Here is a 20,636-nt window from a genome sequence, read left to right as displayed (position 1 = left end):
GTGATGTTTTTAATTATTCTTTTTAAGTCGATTATTATCGGCGGACTGGTCGGTGTGGGGGTTGGTGTTGGGGCCGCCCGTATGTTCCATGCGCCGACAATACAGGGCATGGGCGCGTTTCGTACCTTGGGCGAGTTGAACTCGTGTGAGGGCGATCCGGCATCGCATTTCTCCTTCGGGCTAGGCTTCTTCTTCAACGCCTGGGCTTCATCGGTCGCCGCAGGGGCGTTTACTCAAGACGTCGACCACCGCATTATCCCGAACTGGGGTGCCGCAGCATTGATGATTAAAAATCGTAATGTGGCGGAAACCATGCATAACCCGAAAAAGATGGCTATTGCTTGCGGGATTATCGGGGTGATTGTCGTCAGCTTCCTAAATACCACGGCTTCAGCGGTTCCGGCGGCATTGCAGGTCACGGCAATTAAAGTCTTGGTGCCTGCCGCCAATATTCTGGTTAACACCGTGATGCCAGTTATTTTCTGGTTAGCGGCTATTGATGCCGGACGCCGTTCTGGTTTCTGGGCCACTATTTTCGGCGGCTTGGCACAGTTAATTATGGGTAACGCGGTTCCAGGTCTGGTACTGGGTATTTTAATTGGTAAAGGTGTTGAGGAAAGTGGCTGGAATAAAGTCACGAAAATCATGATGACAGTGATTGTGCTGTTGTTCGTGCTCAGTGGTTTCTTCCGTGGATTCGACATGAAGTTCCTTGAGTCATTCAGTCTGGGTGTGCCAGTGTGGCTCGATACTATTCATAACGCATTGAGCGGAAAATAACACAGCGAGAGGAGCTTAATGATGGATGAACAAACCAAGAATAATTTCTGGTATGCCGACTGGTCCTTTCCGATCTTTGTAGGGCTGTTATCTTCCGGCGTATTCGCGGGTACCCATATGTATTATTTATATGGTATCGGCGCATTTAACGAAGTGGCATTTGTTTCAATGCTGCGAGCGGGTATGGATACCGGTGTTTATGGTGCGGTGGCCGCATTCGGTGCCAGCTTCTTATTTGCTCGTATTATTGAAGGATCGCTGGTCGGTATTTTAGATATCGGCGGTGCGATTCAAACGGGGGTGGGCTTGGGCGTACCTGCATTATTGCTGGGGGCGGGATTCGTGTTCCCGGTTGCCAACTTTGCTGCATCCCTGGTGACGGGCCTGATTATTGGTTTAGCCATCGGCTATCTGATTATTTTGGCGCGTAAATTCACGATTAACCAAAGTAATTCGACTTACGGTGCAGATGTCATGATGGGCGCAGGTAACTCATCGGGGCGCTTCTTAGGGCCACTGATTATTCTGTCAGCGATTACCGCATCCATTCCCATTGGTATCGGCTCTTTAGGCGGCGCATTACTGTTTTATCTGTGGAATAAACCTATTACCGGTGGCGCAATTCTAGGTGCCATGATTTTAGGGTCTATTTTCCCGGTCGCGATTTCTTGAACTTCGGGGTAAATATTCAAATTACCGGATATTTACCCCGCTGCGATACCCAGTAAGCAGGGTATAACGGAGAATAAAGATAATGCATGACTTTATTATCACTCGGGCAGTATTGGTTGATGGCCGTCAGGTTGATATTGCAATTAATGATGGAAAAATAACAGCAGTGAGCACGGCTATTGCTGCGGTTGAAAATAACCAAACTGAATCCCCCCTTTACCCGGCCAAAAAAGTCCTGGATCTGGCTGGGAAATATTATCTTAGTGCGGGCTGGATTGATTCCCATGTTCACTGCTATCCCGCATCGCCTATTTATCATGACGAAGCTGATTTAGTGGGTGTTGCCAGTGGCGTAACCACGGTGGTAGACGCGGGCAGTACTGGCGCTAATGATATCGATGATTTCTACCGGCTGACTCGCGCAGCCAAAACTCATGTTTATGCTTTTTTGAATATTGCAAAAACGGGCATCGTCACGCAAAACGAATTAGCTGATATGGCGCAGATTGATAAGCAAAGTGTCAGTCAGGCGATTGCCCGAAATCCCGGCTTTATTATCGGTATTAAAGCTCGAATGAGCAGCAGTGTGGTGGGTAAAAATGGCATTAAGCCATTGATTCGCGCCAAAGAGATCCAGCACGAAAACAACCAGTTGCCGCTGATGGTACACATTGGCAATAACCCGCCGGATCTGGATGAAATTGCCGATTTATTGACGCAAGGCGACATTATTACCCACTGCTACAACGGCAAACCCAACCGAATTCTGACCCCTGCGGGTACTTTGCGTGAGTCTATTCAGCGCGCACTCAAACGCGGTGTGTTACTGGATGTGGGCCACGGCAGCGCCAGTTTCAGCTTTGATGTTGCAGAGCTTGCCATCAAGCAAGGTATCTACCCGCACACCATCAGCTCCGACATCTATTGCCGCAACCGCATCAACGGGCCAGTACACAGCCTGGCGACCGTGATGTCCAAATTTTTCACCATCGGCCTGAGCCTGGAACAGGTCATTGGCTGCGTAACCGAAAATGCCGCCCAAGCCCTGCGCCTGCACGATAAAGGGGTACTGGCTCAGGGCTATGACGCTGACCTGACCATTTTTGAGCTGAAACAACAGCCGCAGGTATTCAGCGATTCGGAAGGCAAATCGGTCACCGGTGAACAGTACCTGGTGCCACTGGCTGCGGTCGTCGCCGGTGACTTAGTGTTAACTGATGAAGGGAAGTTAAAAAATGTCTTCAGTCTATGAAAAATACCAGTTAAAACATGTAATTAATGCCTCCGGCAGGATGACGATGCTCGGGGTTTCAACGCCACGCCCCGATGTGGTTGAAGCCGTGGAACTCGGTCTGAATCACTACTTTGAAATGAAAGATCTGGTGAATAAAACCGGTGCTTACATTGCCGATTTATTAAATGTTGAGAGCGCGGTGGTGGTCTCCTGCGCTTCGGCTGGCATTGCACAATCGGTCGCGGCGGTGATCGTGAAAGATGATGCGAATTTGCTGGTCAATCTTCATGCCGCACCTCGCACTGTGCCCCATGAAATCGTACTGCCGAAGGGCCACAACGTTAACTTCGGTGCGCCAGTCGATACGATGGTGACGTTGGGTGGCGGCAAAGTGGTGGAAGCCGGTTATGCCAATGAGTGTTTACCGGAGCAGCTAGAAGCGGCGATCACGCCAAATACGGCGGCGATCTTGTACATAAAATCCCACCATTGCGTGCAAAAAAGCATTTTATCGGTTGAGCAAGCGGTGGTCATCGCCCGTAAGCATCAACTGCCCTTAATCGTCGACGCGGCTGCGGAAGAAGATCTGATCTGCTACTACCAAATGGGCGCTGATTTAGTGATTTACAGCGGTGCTAAAGCCATTGAAGGGCCGACCAGCGGATTGGTCTTAGGCAAGAAAACCTATGTCGATTGGGTGAAATTGCAATCAAGCGGCATTGGTCGGGCGATGAAAGTGGGTAAAGAGGGCATCCTCGGCCTGACCCGTGCCATTGAAAGCTATATGACGCTGGAAAAAGAGACCGGACAGCAGATGGTGGCGAAGATGACGCCTTTCATCACCCAATTGAATACCATCGATGGCGTTTCCGCCAAAGTGGTTTGGGATGCCGCTGGGCGCGATATTGCCCGCACTGAGATCAGTTTTGATGAAGCCAAAATTGGCTGCTCGACACCGGATCTGGTTGATGCGCTAAAAAATGGCGATATCGCCATCTACTTCCGCGCTTACAAAGCCAACGAAGGCAAAATTGAGGTGGATGTTCGCAGTGTGACCCCTGCGCAACTCGAGACAATTTACCGCTGTATCAACCAATTGGTTAAGGGAGCCTAACCCATGAAATTGACCCCAAATTATTACCGTGATCGGGTGTGCCTGAATGTGCTGGCCGGTTCAAAAGAGAATGCGCGCGAGATCTATCAAGCGGCTGAAGGCCATGTGTTGGTGGGCGTGTTATCGAAAAATTACCCTGATGTCGACAGCGCCGTGAAAGAGATGCGCGAGTATGCGGCACTTATCGACAATGCCTTATCCGTCGGGCTGGGCGCAGGCGATCCAAAGCAATCGGCGATGGTCAGCCTGATCTCGCAGCAGGTGCAACCACAGCATGTAAATCAGGTATTTACCGGCGTCGGCCCGAGCCGCGCTTTGCTGGGGCAACAGGATACGGTGGTTAACGGCCTGATTTCACCGACCGGTAAAGTGGGCTACGTGAAGATCTCTACCGGCCCACTCAGTTCGCAGCAAAAAGATGCGATCGTTCCGGTCACCACCGCCATTGCCATGTTGCGGGATATGGGCGGCAGCTCGATAAAATTCTTCCCAATGAATGGGTTGGATTCAATCGACGAGTATCGCTTTGTCGCCGAAGCTTGCGCCGCGACCGGTTTCTGGCTGGAACCAACCGGTGGTATCGATCTGGAGAATTTCGAGCAGATCGTGCAGATCGCACTGGATGCCGGAGTAACGAAAATCATTCCGCACATCTATAGCTCGATTATCGACAGTAAAACGGGCAATACCCGCCCGGAAGATGTGAAAACCTTATTGGATATCGTGAAGAAGATCATGGCCTAACATTCTGATAACCCCTCACTATGGGTAAGGACCAATATGCATAACAGCTCAATAGATTCTGGTTTGAAAGGTTTATCCGCAGGTATCGCTCTGGCTATGGTGGCGCTGTTTAATCCGCTGGCCCATGCCGAGCAAGCTGCTAATAAGTCGTTTGCTTATGTCGGAACTTATCATCCTAACGGTGAAGGGGTTTATCGGCTGCTGGTCGATCCTAAATCCGGTGAATTAACAGAGAAAACCTTGGTCAGCTCACTGGCGAATCCGGCGCAGTTAGTGGTGGATAGCCACGGAAAAACCTTATACGTCGCCAGTGAAGTCGCGGACTACAATGGTGGCAAACATGGGGCTATCGCGGCTTACAGTATCAATCCGACGGATGGCAGCTTGACGCTGCTCAATCAGGTTGATTCTCAGGGCGCTGGGCCGGTGTACCTCTCATTGACGCCATCTGGCAACCATTTGTTGGTGGCTAACTATATCAGCGGTTCGGTGGCGGCATTCCCAGTGCAAAGTGGCGGGAAATTGTCCGAAGCCAGTTCGGTAGAGCAAGATGAAGGCCTGGCAGGTGCGGCTAAACCGGCGGCAGCGGTGGAAGGGAGCTTTGCTATCAGTGATCACAATGGCCCGCATGCCCATATGATTGCCAGTGATCCCAGCGGCAAATTCGTGTTTTCCACTGATCTGGGGTTGGATCGTATTTATCAGTACCGTTTCGATGCTGATAGCGGCAAGTTAACACCCAATGATCCGCCATATATCAGCGCCTCATCCGCGGGCGCGGGACCGCGTCATTTTGTGTTCCATCCTAATGGCAAGACGCTATTCTTAATCAATGAAGAAGCCTCGACCCTGACCAGCTATCAATTGGACCCGCAGAAAGGTACGCTCAAGCAGTTACATACGCTGTCATCATTGCCAGCAGATTACCGTGGCACAAGCTTTGCCGCGGGCTTGACGCTGTCGAAAGAGGGCAAGTTCCTGTATGTGGCGAATCGCCTGCATAACAGCATCGGTCAGTTTGCCGTGACTGCTGACGGCGCATTCAAGCCGATAGACCAGGTCTGGACGCGAGGCGACTATCCACGCACGCTGGTGCTCGATCCGACAGGCCACTACCTGTACGCCATGAACCAGCGCAGCGATAATATAACCCGCTTTAAAGTTGATCCGCAAAGTGGCAAATTGACCTTTGTACCAGGCTACACGGCTGTCGGCAGCCCATCGCAGATGGTGTTTGTACCGCCAGTACAGAAAAAATGATGTGAGCTACGCCCCCTGCGCACATACTGGCAGGGGAAGCACTCAATGCCTTGAAAAACAGCATGTCTGAATAACGGAGTGGAGCAGTGAGATTTCCCTATCAACGTCTGGCCTATATGTTCGATGCCCTGCAATCGGAAACGCTGCCTCAGGATGAGCTGGCGAAACGCTTTGCGGTCTCGACACGTACTGTGCGGGCTGATATCACGGCGTTGAATGAAATTCTTGAGCATTATGGCGCACACTTTGTGCATAACCGTGGCTTTGGTTATCGACTCATGATTGATGACGCCGAACGCTTTCGCGCTCTACAGCAGCAAAATCGCAAAACGCATTTAACCCCGCGCACTGCCAATGAGCGAGTGCACTATCTGTTAATCCGTTTTCTGACCTCTGCTTTTTCATTGAAGCTGGAAGATTTAGCCGATGAATGGTTTGTCAGCCGTGGCACACTGCAAAATGATATGGCTGAGGTGAGAGAGAGGCTAAACCGCTACCATCTGACGATTGAAACCAAGCCCCGCTATGGCATGAAATTGTTTGGGACAGAGTTGGCGATCCGCACCTGTCTGACGGATCTTTTGTTCCAACTTCAACTGCAAGATACTGATAACCCATTATTAAAAAATGAGTTTCTGAGTATTCAGGCTATCCCTGAACTGACCGGAATGTTACACGCGCTCTTGGATCAATATGGGGTGCGGTTGACTGATGAAGGTGAGCAATATCTGATTTTCTACTGTGCAGTGGCGATAAAACGTATCACTGACGGCTATCCGTTATCAGATTTTGATGCAGAAGATGTGGATGAGGCGGTGAAACTGGCATCAGGCCGCTTGGCGAATGAGCTTAAGTTACTGTCCGGAAAAGATATTTCAGCAGCGGAAGAAGCTTATTTGCGGGTCAATATTGCCGCCCGTCGGGTGCAAGCTAGCCAGCCTAGCACCAGCCGACCGAGTGAAATCAATGCTGATGATGAAGAGACGCTGGTGGATTACATCCTCTCGTATATCAACGCGCATTATAATTACAATTTGCAGGGTGATAAGCAGCTGCGCAGTGACCTTCTCACCCATATCAAAACCATGATCACGCGGGTGAAGTATCAAATAACCATTCCTAACCCATTGTTATCCAATATTAAACAGCACTATCCTATGGCCTATGATGTCACGCTGGCGGCGGTATCCAGTTGGGGAAAATATACCCCTTACAGCCTGAGTGAGAATGAAATCGGCTATCTGGTGCTGCATATTGGGGTAGGGCTGGAGCGCCATTACAACATTGGTTATCAGCGCCATCCGCAGGTAATGCTGGTGTGTGATACCGGTAACTCCACCACCCGCATGATTCAGGCGCAGATTTCCCGCAAGTATCCACAAATTGTGATGACACAGACTATTTCCCTGCGTGACTACGAAATTCTCGACCATATCGACGAAGATTTCATTATTTCCAACTCGCGATTAGCTGAAAAAAACAAGCCAGTGGTGGTCATGTCGCCATTCCCGACCGAGTATCAGTTGGAGCAGTTGGGCAAGCTAGTGTTGGTGGATCGGACTCGCCCCTACATGCTGGAAAAGTTTTTTGATCGCCAACACTTCATGATTATCGACCAGCCAATGACGCAGGCGCAGTTGTTCGAGAAAGTCTGCGGTCAGTTAGAGGCGGAAGGGTTTGTTGACGCGGATTTCTACCCGTCAGTGGTTGAGCGGGAAGCGATTGTCTCCACCATGCTAGGCGAGGGGATCGCACTGCCACATTCGCTGGGCTTATTGGCGAAGAAAACGGTGGTGGTGACGTTACTGGCCCCTAATGGTATTGCCTGGGGGGACGGCGAAGTCGCCTATGTTATTTTCTTGCTCGCGATCAGTAAAACCGATTATGAAGAGGCGATGGCGATTTACGATCTGTTCGTCACCTTTGTGCGAGAGCGCTCAATGAGTCGTTTGTTGAGTAGTCAGCATTTTGATAGTTTTAAGGCGATAGCGATTGATTGTTTGAGTCGCATTTAACTTAGGGTTCAAGTTTCGGTTTGGTTTGGTGATCGGTTCGGTTGACATGAGATCGGCGATCACCTTATCTCTGATGCCTCAACCGCCAATGGCGTCCAGCCCGTTTTCCTTACCTTCTCTCTTCATTCGGCAGCTCAAATGTGCTGTTAAACTTCAAGGTCAAAACCATGACTTGTAGGTTTTGACCTTAAGCGCAATCAGAAAAATTGCCGACGAGGATGGAGGATAGAGTGAGCGGCCATGGACGGCCGCGAAAAGCGCGCTTGAGCATGGATGCGAATCGCGCTGGCTCGTTAGCCGAAAGACGTAGGAGGTTTACCCGCAGGGCAATATTTCGCGCAAAGGCGCGGGTGTTGGGCCGCCGCCCTGCGGCCCGACTCGGTTGAGGCGGCGGAGTCAAAGTGATCACCGAACGAATATCAACCGAAATCAGATCCAGTCCTCAACCGAAATCAGATCCAATCTTCAACCGAAACCAGATCCAGTCCTCAACTGAAACTAAAAATGTGCTCCCCCTCCCTCACTGCCACCCATATCTCCTGACAAACCACCCTTTCACCCACTGCACCGTCACCATATAACCCGCCAGAATCACTATCAGCCACGGGAAGTAAGCGAGTGGCAGCGCTTGTAATTGCAGGAATCCTGCCAGGGGCGAGAAGGTTAGCCCGATGCCGATGACCACCACTGCCAGTGTCATCAAACAGAGCGGCCATGAGGCGCGGCTCTGGATAAATGGAATCTTACGGGTGCGAATCATATGCACGATTAATGTCTGGGACAGCAGCCCCTCGACAAACCAACCGGACTGGAACAACGTCTGCATTTCTGGCGTATTCGCCTTAAATACCCACCACATCAGGCTAAAGGTCAATACGTCAAAAATAGAACTTATCGGGCCAAAGAACACCATAAACCGTCCCAGATCACCGGCGTTCCAGCGCTGCGGTTTCGCCAATTGCTCCTCGTCGACGTTATCGAACGGAATGGCAATCTGCGAAATATCGTATAGCAGGTTTTGGATTAACAGATGCAGTGGCAGCATCGGCAAGAAAGGCAAAAATGCACTGGCAATCAGCACGCTGAAGACGTTACCAAAGTTGGAACTGGCAGTCATTTTTATATATTTCAGCATGTTGGCGAAGGTGCGGCGGCCTTCGATAACCCCCTGTTCCAGCACCATCAGGCTCTTTTCCAGCAAAATGATATCGGCCGCTTCTTTGGCGATATCCACCGCCGAATCCACGGAGATCCCAATGTCAGCCGCCCGTAGAGCGGGCGCATCATTGATGCCATCCCCCATAAAACCCACCACATGGCCCGCTGCCCGCAGGTTTTGCACAATGCGCTCTTTATGCATTGGCGTCAGTTTGGCAAACACCGTAGTGGTGCGGGTGGCTTCGGTCAGTTCCGCCTCTGTCATCTGCTCAATATCATTGCCGCGCAGAACTCGCTCGACAGATAATCCGACATCTTTGCAAACCTTACGCGCCACTAACTCATTGTCGCCAGTCAGAATTTTTACGTTAACACCATTGTGTTTCAGCGCCAACAGCGCTGGGGCGGTGCTCTCTTTCGGTGGATCGAGGAAGGCGATATACCCTTCCAAAATCAGGTCATACTCATCGATAACCGCATAATCTCGCTGATAGGCGGGGAGAATGCGGGTCGCGACGGCAACCACCCGCAGCCCTTGCTGGTTCTGCTCATCCGTCACCCGGCGAATACGGGCCAACAGTGCGTCAGTCAGAGGGATCACCTCATCCCCATGGCGCACATGGCGACAAATGGAGAGCATCTCTTCCAGCGCACCTTTGCAGATCAGCTCGTGATAATCTGATTTATCGCTGACGACCACGGACATGCGGCGGCGTTCGAAATCAAAGGGGATTTCATCGATTTTGCGGTAACCCGCCAGTGTGTCGGCGGCCTGAGACTCGGTGATGGCAGATCCCGTCATGGAGGAGAGTACCGCCACATCCAGTAAATTTTTCAGCCCAGTTTGGTAGTAACTGTTGAGCCAAGCGTAGTGCAGCACTCGCTCACAGCTGGCACCAAACACATCGGTATGGCTCTCTAACACGATTTTATCTTGGGTCAGGGTGCCAGTTTTATCGGTGCACAGAACGTCCATTGCACCAAAGTTTTGAATCGCATCCAGTCGTTTGACGATCACTTTCTGTTGCGAGAGCTTCACTGCCCCTTTTGCCAGCGTTGAGGTGACGATCATTGGCAGCATTTCGGGGGTTAAACCGACCGCGACGGAGAGGGCAAAAAGCGCAGCTTCCCACCAGTCGCCTTTGGTAAAACCATTGAGCAGCAACACAATGGGCGTCATGACCAACATGAAGCGGATCAGCAGCCAGCTGACTTTACTGATGCCACTCTGGAAGGCGTTTGGTTGCTCATCCTGATGAGTCACCCGCTCAGCCAACAGGCCAAAATAGGTTTGGTTGCCAGTGCCGATGACTATCGCCAGCGCCGTGCCGCTGACCACATTGGTGCCCATAAAGCACAGGGTATCGCGCTCCAGCGGGTTCTGCTCCTCACACTCACGGCACTGGGCCAATTTCTCCACTGGCAGTGATTCACCGGTCAATGCGGCCTGACTGATAAACAGGTCTTTTGCCACTAAAATGCGCAAGTCTGCCGGGATCATGTCGCCAGCAGAGAGCTTGATGATATCGCCGGGGACCAACTGTGAAATGGGCAGCTCGCGGTGCTCGCTCTTGCCGGTATGGGCATCGCTGCGGATCACGGTAGCGGTGTTGCTGACCATGGCTTTCAACGCATCTGCCGCGCGGCTTGAGCGCGCTTCCTGAATAAAATGCATCAGGGTGGAGATCAATACCATGGCGCCAATCACCAGTGCGGCAGTAAGATCCTCGGTGGCATAGGAGATCAGCGCCAGAATGGTTAGCAGCAAGTTAAATGGGTTGCGGTAGCAGTGCCATAGGTGAACCCACCAGCGGGTGGCCTGCTGATTCTCAATTTCATTATTGCCACTGTTGAGGCGAATCGCCTCCGCTTCCTGCTCGGTCAACCCTTCCGGGTGGCTCTGGAAGCGCTGGTACAGCTGCTGTGGCGTCTCATTGGCGCACTGCAAACGCTGCTGTGTCAGTGCAGCGGGCAGAACTTTAGCCGCACTTCCCTGCGGTAAACCGTCTAGCATGGTTTCCCGGCGGATCAGGCGGCGAGGTAGGCTACGGCTCAATACATTGAGCAACTGCCGGGTGAAATTTTTAACGCGCATGGTTCAAACCTTACTGTCATGCCATGGAGCCGTTTATTAGATGGCCTTCATGTTGCGCCCACAGCAACACGGCCATAGAAGCGCAAAAAAACATCATCAGCAGAAACCAACGCAGGGAGAGTGCGCGATGACTGCCGACCAGATTGTTATCCGGTCAGCAATCACCTCAAATGAGGAATTACCGGACCGGAGGCACCCAGCGGGTGCAGATTGAGGGAACAGGGTCCACGGGTTAGTTAACCTCCGGTAAATAATTGACGTTGCAGCTAACCATAAGCTTAGCAACCAAACAGACACTAAACGGTATAACTATTGTTAACACGGCAAAAATCACCCTGACGAGAAGATAATCCGTTAGGGTGACAACTTGCTGCTGGTCATTGGGATATCATGCGCTGAGTCTGATTCTGTGCATGCTATGCTTCCCTGTATGCCGTCAAATATAAATAATCAGTTTATTATATATTTCTAAACCTAAACATTAGGTAAACCATGCAAAACCGCTTAACCATTAAGGACATTGCCCGCATGAGTGGAGTTGGAAAATCCACGGTTTCGCGGGTATTGAATAACGAAGGCAGTGTCAGCCCACAGACGCGCGAGCGGGTTGAGGCGGTTATTCGTCAGCAGGGCTTTACCCCATCAAAATCCGCTCGTGCCATGCGGGGACAGAGCGATAAAGTGGTGGCGATTATTGTCTCGCGTCTGGATTCACCGTCTGAAAATCAGGCGGTACGCACCATGCTGCCACTGTTCTATCAGCAAGGTTACGACCCGATTCTGATGGAGAGCCAGTTTGATCCCACCTTGGTGGGCGAGCATCTGCATGTACTGCAACAGCGCAATGTGGATGGGGTGATTTTGTTTGGTTTCACTGGGTTAACCGCAGATATGCTCTCGCCGTGGCAAGAGAAAATGGTGGTGTTGGCGCGGGAGTATGCGGGCTACTCTTCTGTTTGTTACGACGATGAAGGCGCGGTGCGCCTGCTGATGGATAAGTTACGCCATGCCGGACATCGTCATATCAGTTATATCGGCGTGCAGCCATCGGATGCCACCACCGGTATGCGCCGCCATCAATCTTATCTCGATTACAGCCAGCAGCACGGCCTGACAGCGACAGTTGCACTGGGTGAGCTGAGCTATCAGAGTGGCTTTCAACTGGCACCTCAAGTGATAAAACCGGATACCTCGGCGCTGGTCTGTGCTTCTGATACCATCGCCATGGGAGTGAGTAAGTACTTACAGCAGCAGGGCCAGCAACATATTCAGGTGTGCGGCATTGGTAATACGCCGCTGCTGCACTTTCTGTTCCCCAATACCCTGTCAGTCGAGCTGGGTTATGGCACTGCGGGTGTGAAAGCGGCGCAACAACTGCTGGCTCAGCTTAATCATAGTCTGCCAATTCAACAGATTATCATCCCCGGTCAACTGGCCTAATGCCTCTTCTCTCACACTGCTATTAGCCGCTATCCCATCCTGAGTGGTGGGAATGAATTGCGGTAGCGCTTCTGTTTTTGGCGGCTTATCTGGCACAAAAAATTGCCAAATTGTGATCTTCAACGCAAGTTGGGAACGTTCCCATTCCATAAATATAAATACGTAGCTAATCTTTAATTAGCCGAATATTTAACCGGCTATGGTTTTAATACTGGCGACGCTCTTAATGCCGACGACCATTTTTCACTCTTTTTTATTCAAGATAGGCCTTACAGATTAAAAAAACCTTATCACTCAGCATGCTATCCCACCGTTGAAAGGTACGTTGAAATGAGCAAAGTAAAACAACAAGATATCGACCAATTGATCGTACTGGTGGGAGGCAGAGAGAATATTGCCTCCGTCAGCCACTGCATTACCCGGCTACGTTTTGTATTAAATGACCCGTCGAAAGCTTCGCCAAAAGAGATCGAAAATCTATCGATGGTTAAAGGCTGCTTTACCAATGCGGGGCAATTTCAAGTGGTCATCGGGCCAGAAGTCGATGATTACTATCAAGCGCTGATCGCCAAAATTGGCCTAAATGAGGTGGATAAAGAGCAAACTAAGCTGGCTGCGCGGCAGAACATGACTTGGTTTGAGCGCGGCATTTCTCACTTTGCCGAGATCTTCTTCCCACTGTTACCGGCACTGATCAGCGGGGGCTTGATCCTCGGCTTCCGTAATGTGATCGGTGATATCCCGATGACTGACGGCAAAACGCTGGCGCAGATGTATCCGGCGTGGAAAACCCTCTATGACTTCCTCTGGTTACTGGGCGAAGCCATCTTCTTCTACCTGCCGGTAGCGATCTGTTGGTCGACAGTGAAGAAAATGGGCGGCACGCCAGTATTGGGGATTGTGCTGGGTATCACGCTGGTTTCACCGCAGCTGATGAACTCCTATCTGCTGGGCCAACAAATTCCTGAGGTGTGGAACTTTGGCTGGTTCACCATTGAAAAAGTGGGTTATCAGGCGCAGGTTATCCCCTCAATTCTGGCGGGTTTAGCGCTGGGCTGGATTGAAACCAACCTGAAGAAAATCATCCCTGCTTACCTCTATCTGGTGGTGGTGCCAGTGGTTTCCCTGCTGCTGGCGGTGTTCCTCGCCCATACGCTGATCGGGCCATTTGGCCGCATGATTGGTGATGGGGTGGCATGGGGCGTGAAAGCAGTGATGACCGGCAGTTTCGCGCCGATTGGGGCCGCGCTGTTTGGCTTCCTGTATGCGCCGCTGGTTATCACGGGCGTGCATCAAACTACGTTAGCCATTGATATGCAGATGATTCAGAGCATGGGCGGTACGCCAGTCTGGCCGTTGATTGCACTGTCTAACATCGCGCAGGCCTCTGCAGTACTGGGTATCATCATTATTAGCCGTAAGATTAATGAGCGCGAAATTTCTGTGCCCGCGGCTATTTCGGCTTACCTCGGCGTCACCGAACCCGCAATGTACGGTATCAACCTGAAATACCGCTTCCCGATGCTCTGCGCCATGATTGGCTCAGCGCTGGCGGGTCTGATTTGTGGGTTGACGGGGGTGATGGCGAACGGCATCGGTGTCGGCGGTCTGCCGGGAATTCTATCCATTAAACCGCAGTTCTGGGGCATTTATGCTCTGGCAATGTTAGTGGCGATTGTGGTGCCACTGGTGCTGACGATTATGGTTTATAAGCGTAAAGAGAGTCGCGGCGAGCTGCCAGTCTAAGTCATGAAACGCCGCGGGTGGTGATCCGCTGGCGGCGTCGTTTTTTCCATTTTTCTGTTTTTCTACGAATAAAGAGTCTGCTATGAATAATCCTATCCCTTGGTGGCAAAACGGCGTCATTTATCAGATTTACCCGAAGAGTTTTCAGGACAGCACCGGTAATGGTTTTGGTGATCTGGCGGGGGTGACGCAACGTTTGGATTATCTGCAAAAACTGGGTATTGATGCCATTTGGCTGACGCCCGTGTATGTCTCGCCGCAAGTGGATAATGGCTATGACGTCGCGGATTACTGCGCCATCGACCCGGCTTACGGCACACTGGACGACTTCAAAAATCTGGTGGCGCAAGCCCATCAGCGCGGAATTCGCATTGTGATGGATATGGTGTTCAACCACACCTCCACCGAGCACGCCTGGTTTAAAGCCTCGCAAGACCGCAGCAGCCCTTATCGCCAGTTCTACATCTGGCGCGATGGTGAGGGCGATAACTTGCCAAATAACTGGCGCTCGAAATTTGGCGGCAACGCCTGGCAATGGCACGCCGCCAGTGGCCAATATTACCTGCATTTATTCGCCACCGAGCAGGCAGATTTGAACTGGGAACATCAGCCGGTACGTGATGAGCTGAAAAAAGTGTGCGAGTTCTGGGCGGATATGGGTGTTGATGGCTTGCGGCTGGATGTGATCAATCTGGTTTCCAAACAGCAGGACTTCCCTGATGATTTTGAGGGCGATGGCCGCCGTTTCTATACCGATGGCCCCCGTATCCACGAATTTTTGCAAGAGATGAGCCGCGATGTGTTTCAACCACGCGGCCTGATGACGGTGGGCGAGATGTCCTCCACCCGCCTTGAACATTGCCAGCGTTATGCCGCATTAGGGGGTGATGAGCTGTCGATGACCTTTAATTTCCATCATCTGAAAGTCGATTATCTCAATGGCGAGAAGTGGTCGCTAATGCCACCGGATCGGGTCGAGCTAAAGCAGATTTTTAACCAGTGGCAGCAGGGGATGCATAACCGTGCGTGGAATGCGTTGTTCTGGTGTAATCACGACCAGCCGCGCATTGTGTCGCGCTTTGGTGATGAAGGGGCATTGCGCCTGCCTGCGGCCAAGATGCTGGCGATGGTGCTGCATGGTATGCAGGGCACCCCCTATATCTATCAGGGTGAAGAGATTGGGATGACCAATCCTAATTTCAGTGCCATCAGCCAATATCGTGATGTAGAAAGCCTGAATATGTTTGCTGAGTTGAGTGCCAAAGGGCGCGATCCGGATACGTTATTGGCGATTCTGGCGGCGAAATCCCGCGATAATGGCCGCACGCCGATGCAGTGGGATCGCAGCCGCAATGCGGGATTCAGCCAAGGCACACCATGGATTGAACCTTGCAGTAACTATGCTGATATCAATGTCGATGCTGCACTGGCAGATGCTGATTCGGTATTTTATGCCTACCAATATTTAATCGCCCTACGTAAGCAACATGATGTGTTCACCTTTGGCGATTATCAGGATCTCTGCCCGCAGCACCCTGATTTATGGTGTTATTTGCGCAGTTGGCAGGGGAAGCAGTTGTTGGTGGTAGCGAACCTGAGTGGTGAACCGCAGGCATGGCAGCCAGAGGGGATCGCGCTGGATGGCAACTGGCAGTTATTGATGAGCAGCTATGGTGAAAGCGCTTTCCAGCCGCAGGAGAGTGTATTGCGGGGGTATGAGGGGGTTTATTGGGTTAGGGATTAATGGGATCTAATGGGGATCGGATTAAGTTTCGGTTGATATTCGTTCAGTGATTACCTTACCTTCGCGGCCTCAACCGAGCAGGAGGGCAGACCGGCCCTCCTGCACCTGCGGCTTGCGCGAAATATTACTGCTGTCGCAGTGCCCTCCGGCAGCTTGCCGGCTGTTCGAACCGGGGCTGACTCGCTCCCAGCTCGACAGCCCCTTTCGCCGCGTCCATGCGGCTCATTCGGCCTGCAATCTTTGTCGGCAATATTCCTGACTGCGCTCAAGGTCAAAAACCAATTCAAAACCAAACCCATTTTTAGATTTTGATGTTAAAAGCACATTTGAGCTGCCGAGTGAAGAGTGGAGGTAGGACGCGAGGCATGGATGCCGAGCGAGGGCCGCTTGAACAGGAGTGAATCGGCCCGGTCCGTCAGCCGAAACGATGATTGAGGGAACCCACGAAGTGGGCAAGCGATACGTGCGAAGCGCGGGATTCCACAAGGGGCCACGCTTATGGCCCCTTTGGCGGTTGAGGCGCTGGAGGTCAAGTGAACGCTGCTCTCATGTCAACCGAACCGATAACCTGAACGTCTATCAACCGAAACTTGATCTGATCCATCATGGCGCTAACCTCAGCACCGGTAACTGCGCAAAAATACTCACTAACCCCTCGCCCCACCCCTTACGGATCATCATAAAATAGGGGTGATCCTCGGTGATTCGATACTGCTGCTCGGTGCTGAAACTGTCGAGGGGGTAGATCATCACATCCAGCGGCAAGCCCACTGACAAATTACTGCGCAAAGTCGAGTCCATCGAAATTAATGCACACTGCATCGCCTGATCCAGCGCGGTATCGTAACTCAACACACGATCAATAATGGGCTTACCATATTTACTCTCGCCAATCTGAAAATAGGGCGTGTCCTGGGTGGCTTCAATAAAATTACCCTGCGGATAGATGTGGAACAGCCGTAGCCCTTCGCCTTTAATCTGCCCACCTAACAACAGGTTACAGTTGAAATCTGTACCGCCACTGTTTTGCTGCGCGCCGCTGTCCCGGTTGATCACCTCGCGCACCGTTTCACCCAACAGGGTGGCAGCTTCGTACATTGAACCGACATTCATCAGGTTGGTTTGTTCGGGGTCCAAACAGCGGCGTTGCAGTAAACTGACAATGCTCTGTGTGGTCGCTAGATTGCCCGCACTTTGCACCACCAGCGTTCGTTCGCCCTCTTGCTGGAACAGATGCAATTTACGAAAAGTGGAAATATGATCCACTCCGGCATTGGTTCGGGAATCGGAAGCAAACACTAACCCGGACGACAGCCGCATGGCCACACAGTAGGTCATAAAAATGAGTCCTTTTATTGCGACAAATCACGTCGTGGGGTCGATAACATATGCACAGCAGCAATGGTTTGCATATCTTCATAGCCACCGCCTCGGCGAATACCGCGCACTGGGCAGGCATCCAGATAGTCTATGCCCACCGCCAGTTTCAAATGCTGATTCGGTTTGCAGGTGTTATTGGTGACGTCAAAGCTCTGCCAATGCCCACCCAGCCACACTTCTGCCCACGCATGGGTCGCGACATGACTGGAGGATTCTGTATAAAGATAGCCGCTTACATAGCGTGCCGGAATATTTAAACTTCGGCAACAGGCAAGAAAGACGTGAGTGTGATCCTGACATACCCCTTGCTCGGCGGCAAAAGCCTGGGCTGCACTGTCTTGGACCGTCGTGGTGCCGGGGCTGTAGGGCATTTTTGCCAGCAGCTCGCCCATCATCAGTGTTAGACAATCCAATTGCGCATCTGCATGGGGCGCGCCCTGACAATAACCTGAAGCAAATTGGCGGATGGCGGTGTCCGGCTGAGTGAGTGGGCTGTGGCGCAGAAACACCAGTGGGGAGAGATGGTCGCCACTGTCATCCTCCACGTTATCTTCAATCTCCACCACACCCTGAGCCTGAATGGTGATGGCTTGATGGGGTTTATCCAGTGTCAGCACGTGCAGCACATTGCCAAAGGCATCAGTGGTGCAGATGGCCTCTTCCGGCAAGGTCAGTTGCCAGGATAAAATCCGCTGGTGGGCAGAATCTTGTGGTGTCAGGCGCAGATATTGCGTGCTGTGCTGCACTTGCTGTGCATAGGTGTAATGGGTACTGTGATCGACATTCAGTCTCATTGGACCTCCAGATAGGTTTGACGAATGCTGTCAGCGATCGCATTGATCTTGCCTAAAAAATCCATCAGATAGATGTGCAGGCCATCAGCCATCACATCGTTAATGCTGCTAAAACGCAGCTCGGCAAGCAAGATACTGACCAACCGCCGTGGCTGATTACTGCGATTGCCGCCAATCAATTCCAACTGCTGCTCCATGTCGTTGATGCAGGCCAGCAGGGAGCGTGGGATCTCGTTGCGTAGAATCAATAGTTCCGCAATCGCCTCGCGGCTAAGTTGCTGTTTGTACAGGCTGTGGTATGCCTCACGCGCACTGACGGCCCGCAGCAAGGTGTCCATTCGGTAGTATTCGCGCACCGGGTCATCGTCGTTATCCAGTAATTGGTTTTTCACATCCAACAGACGTGCGGTGCTGTCAGCCCGCTCAATCAAGGTGCCCAGACGAATAAAATAGAGCGCATCGCTGCGCAGCAAGGTGCCGTAAACCGCGCCACGAAAGAGATGTGAGCGCTCCTTAACCCAGTCAAAAAAGGCATCGATACCGGCGGCGCTGATCCCCTGTCGCCGCAGCTGTTTCATCTCAATCCAAGTGGCGTTGATGCTTTCCCATACCTCGGACGACAAGCTACCGCGTACTGCATGGGCATTGTTCCAAGCCATCTGTAAACAGCTAAAAATACTGCTGGGGTTATTGCTGTCGAGTACGAAGAAATTCAGCAGGTGGGTCATGGAGACCTGCGGATAGTGTTCGGCAAACAAGGCTTGGGTGTTGCTTAAACTGAGAGGCACCAGTAAATCAAAATTCACGCGGGTGCTGGTGGGCATCATCGATAGTCGATTGGTGACATCCAGTACCCGCGTGATGTTTTCTGCCCGCTCAAGATAACGGGCCATCCAATAAAGCTCGCTGGCTGTTCGGCTTAGCATGCATCATCCTCCAATACCCAAGTGTCTTTGGTGCCGCCGCCTTGCGAGGAGTTAACCACCAGTGAGCCATCCGCCAGAGCCACGCGGGTTAGACCGCCGGGTACCAAACGAATTTCCGCGCCAGACAGGGCAAAAGGGCGCAAATCAATGTGGCGCGGGGCCAGGCCGTTGTTCACAAAGGTCGGGCAGGTCGAGAGCGCGAGGGTCTCTTGTGCGATGTAGTTTTGTGGCCGCGCCAGTAGCAATTGGCGGAATTGGGCAATCTCCGCTTGTGTGGCGGCGGGACCGATCAACATGCCATAGCCCCCCGCACCATGTACCTCTTTCACCACCATTTGATCCAGATTAGCCAACACATAAGATAAATCAGTAGGTTGGCGGCATTGCCAGGTGGGGACATTCGCCAGAATAGGATCTTCGGTGAGGTAAAAACGAATCATGTCCGGTACATAGGGATAGATAGATTTATCATCTGCAACGCCAGTACCAATTGCGTTAGCCAATACCACCCCACCAGCCCGATAGACTGACAGCAGTCCGGGGATACCTAACATCGAGTCAGGGCGGAAAGCCAGTGGATCGAGGAAGGCATCATCCACTCGCCGATAGATCACATCTATCTTGCAAGGGCCGGCGGTGGTGCGCATAAAGACCGCCCCCTCTTTGACAAACAGATCCGCGCTTTCAACCAGCTCGACCCCCATCTGTTGCGCCAGAAAACTGTGCTCAAAATAGGCGCTGTTAAAGCGACCTGGGGTCAGTACCACCACGGTAGGATCGTTAACGGGCGTGCTTTCGCGCAGGGTTTGCAATAGATGGGAAGGGTAGCGCTCAACCGGAGCAATACGTTGCTGCGCAAACAGTTCCGGGTAGAGCCGCATCATCATTTTGCGGTTTTCCAGCATATAGGAGACGCCGGACGGGGTGCGCAGGTTATCCTCCAACACATAATAGAGGCCATCGCTGTTACGCACCATATCCACGCCAATGATGTGTGCGTAGGTGTCGCGATGTAGGTTTACCCCTTGCATACAGGGCTGATATTGGTCATTGGCTAACACTTGTTCAGCCGGAATAATCCCTGCTTTTAGGATGTGTTGATCGTGGTAAATATCATGCAGAAACGCATTCAGCGCTTGAACACGTTGACGAATGCCACGGTCCAACATCTGCCATTCACTGGCGGGAATAATACGTGGCACGCTATCGAACGGGATTAAGCGCTCCGCACCATCATCATCACCATACACATTGAAGGTAATGCCCACCCGGTGAAACAGCAGTGCAGCTTCTTCACGCTTACGCGCAATTGTCAGCTGATCGGCCTGTTGTAACCATTGCCAGTAGGCGTCGTAATGGCTTCGGTGTTGTCCCTGCGCCAGTAACATTTCATCGAAAAATCGTGATGCGGAAAGGTCGATGTTCAGCATTATCACCTCGCTAACAGAACAGGCTGTAGTCAGGATCAGGCATAAACTGTGCCAGCTCGTAAAACAGGCAAAATAAGGGGGATTAGCGCGATTTCAGCACTATT

General features: G+C 51.8%; 15 protein-coding genes. 10 read left to right on the top strand and 5 right to left on the bottom strand.

Going from position 1 to position 20,636, the window contains the following annotated elements:
* Positions 1-3: 3 nt before the first annotated feature.
* From ACZ76_RS06785 to ACZ76_RS06755, 7 genes are all read left to right on the top strand, one after another.
* Complete coding sequence (locus tag ACZ76_RS06785) at positions 4-780, top strand: DUF4311 domain-containing protein (RefSeq protein ID WP_004701420.1); 777 nt, start codon at positions 4-6, stop codon at positions 778-780.
* A gap of 21 nt (positions 781-801) precedes the next feature.
* Entirely contained in the window at positions 802-1,452 is a 651-nt protein-coding gene (locus ACZ76_RS06780) for a DUF4310 family protein (protein WP_032896643.1), read from the top strand.
* A gap of 82 nt (positions 1,453-1,534) precedes the next feature.
* Complete coding sequence (locus ACZ76_RS06775) at positions 1,535-2,704, top strand: amidohydrolase/deacetylase family metallohydrolase (RefSeq protein ID WP_048617961.1); 1,170 nt, start codon at positions 1,535-1,537, stop codon at positions 2,702-2,704.
* Positions 2,688-3,800, top strand: a complete 1,113-nt coding sequence (locus ACZ76_RS06770; protein WP_048617959.1) for a DgaE family pyridoxal phosphate-dependent ammonia lyase — start codon at positions 2,688-2,690, stop codon at positions 3,798-3,800. Before ACZ76_RS06775 ends, ACZ76_RS06770 begins: the two co-directional genes overlap by 17 nt.
* 3 nt (positions 3,801-3,803) lie before the next feature.
* Positions 3,804-4,544 carry a 2-dehydro-3-deoxy-phosphogluconate aldolase gene (gene dagF / locus ACZ76_RS06765; protein WP_048617957.1) on the top strand — a complete coding sequence of 247 codons (741 nt, stop codon included), beginning with the start codon at positions 3,804-3,806 and terminating at the stop codon, positions 4,542-4,544.
* 36 nt (positions 4,545-4,580) lie between these two features.
* Positions 4,581-5,804, top strand: coding sequence for a lactonase family protein (locus ACZ76_RS06760; RefSeq protein WP_048617955.1), 1,224 nt, complete (start codon positions 4,581-4,583; stop codon positions 5,802-5,804).
* 86 nt (positions 5,805-5,890) lie between these two features.
* Positions 5,891-7,819 (top strand): BglG family transcription antiterminator, encoded by a 1,929-nt coding sequence (locus ACZ76_RS06755; protein WP_074007598.1) that lies wholly within the window; start codon positions 5,891-5,893, stop codon positions 7,817-7,819.
* Positions 7,820-8,339: 520 nt separating this feature from the next.
* Here ACZ76_RS06755 and mgtA read toward each other — a convergent pair.
* Entirely contained in the window at positions 8,340-11,072 is a 2,733-nt protein-coding gene (gene mgtA / locus ACZ76_RS06750) for a magnesium-translocating P-type ATPase (protein WP_048617953.1), read from the bottom strand.
* A gap of 492 nt (positions 11,073-11,564) precedes the next feature.
* Between mgtA and treR the strand changes: the two genes are divergently transcribed.
* The 3 genes from treR to treC all read left to right on the top strand — a co-directional run bounded on the left by treR (position 11,565) and on the right by treC (position 16,002).
* The gene (gene treR, locus ACZ76_RS06745) at positions 11,565-12,512 is read left to right on the top strand and encodes a trehalose operon repressor TreR (RefSeq protein WP_048617951.1); all 948 of its coding nucleotides are present in this window, start codon (positions 11,565-11,567) and stop codon (positions 12,510-12,512) included.
* 330 nt (positions 12,513-12,842) lie between these two features.
* Entirely contained in the window at positions 12,843-14,258 is a 1,416-nt protein-coding gene (gene treB, locus ACZ76_RS06740) for a PTS trehalose transporter subunit IIBC (RefSeq protein WP_048617949.1), read from the top strand.
* Positions 14,259-14,340: 82 nt separating this feature from the next.
* Positions 14,341-16,002 carry an alpha,alpha-phosphotrehalase gene (treC, locus tag ACZ76_RS06735; RefSeq protein ID WP_048617947.1) on the top strand — a complete coding sequence of 554 codons (1,662 nt, stop codon included), beginning with the start codon at positions 14,341-14,343 and terminating at the stop codon, positions 16,000-16,002.
* Between the two features lie 603 nt (positions 16,003-16,605).
* Here treC and ACZ76_RS06730 read toward each other — a convergent pair.
* Genes ACZ76_RS06730 through ACZ76_RS06715 form a run of 4 tightly spaced genes read right to left on the bottom strand, consistent with a single transcriptional unit; the run spans position 16,606 to position 20,532 of the window.
* Positions 16,606-17,340, bottom strand: coding sequence for a proteasome-type protease (locus tag ACZ76_RS06730; protein WP_048617945.1), 735 nt, complete (start codon positions 17,338-17,340; stop codon positions 16,606-16,608).
* Positions 17,341-17,354: 14 nt separating this feature from the next.
* On the bottom strand, positions 17,355-18,176 hold the full coding sequence (locus ACZ76_RS06725; protein WP_048617943.1) for a transglutaminase family protein: 822 nt from the start codon (positions 18,174-18,176) through the stop codon (positions 17,355-17,357).
* Positions 18,173-19,102 (bottom strand): alpha-E domain-containing protein, encoded by a 930-nt coding sequence (locus tag ACZ76_RS06720; RefSeq protein ID WP_048617941.1) that lies wholly within the window; start codon positions 19,100-19,102, stop codon positions 18,173-18,175. The genes ACZ76_RS06725 and ACZ76_RS06720 overlap by 4 nt, the downstream gene beginning before the upstream one ends.
* A complete protein-coding gene (locus tag ACZ76_RS06715; protein WP_048617939.1) occupies positions 19,096-20,532 on the bottom strand; it encodes a circularly permuted type 2 ATP-grasp protein in 1,437 nt (478 codons plus the stop codon). The genes ACZ76_RS06720 and ACZ76_RS06715 overlap by 7 nt, the downstream gene beginning before the upstream one ends.
* Positions 20,533-20,636 lie beyond the last annotated feature (104 nt).

Source organism: Yersinia aleksiciae (assembly GCF_001047675.1).
Classification (GTDB): domain Bacteria; phylum Pseudomonadota; class Gammaproteobacteria; order Enterobacterales; family Enterobacteriaceae; genus Yersinia; species Yersinia aleksiciae.
This window is presented reverse-complemented; position numbering and strand designations above follow the sequence as displayed.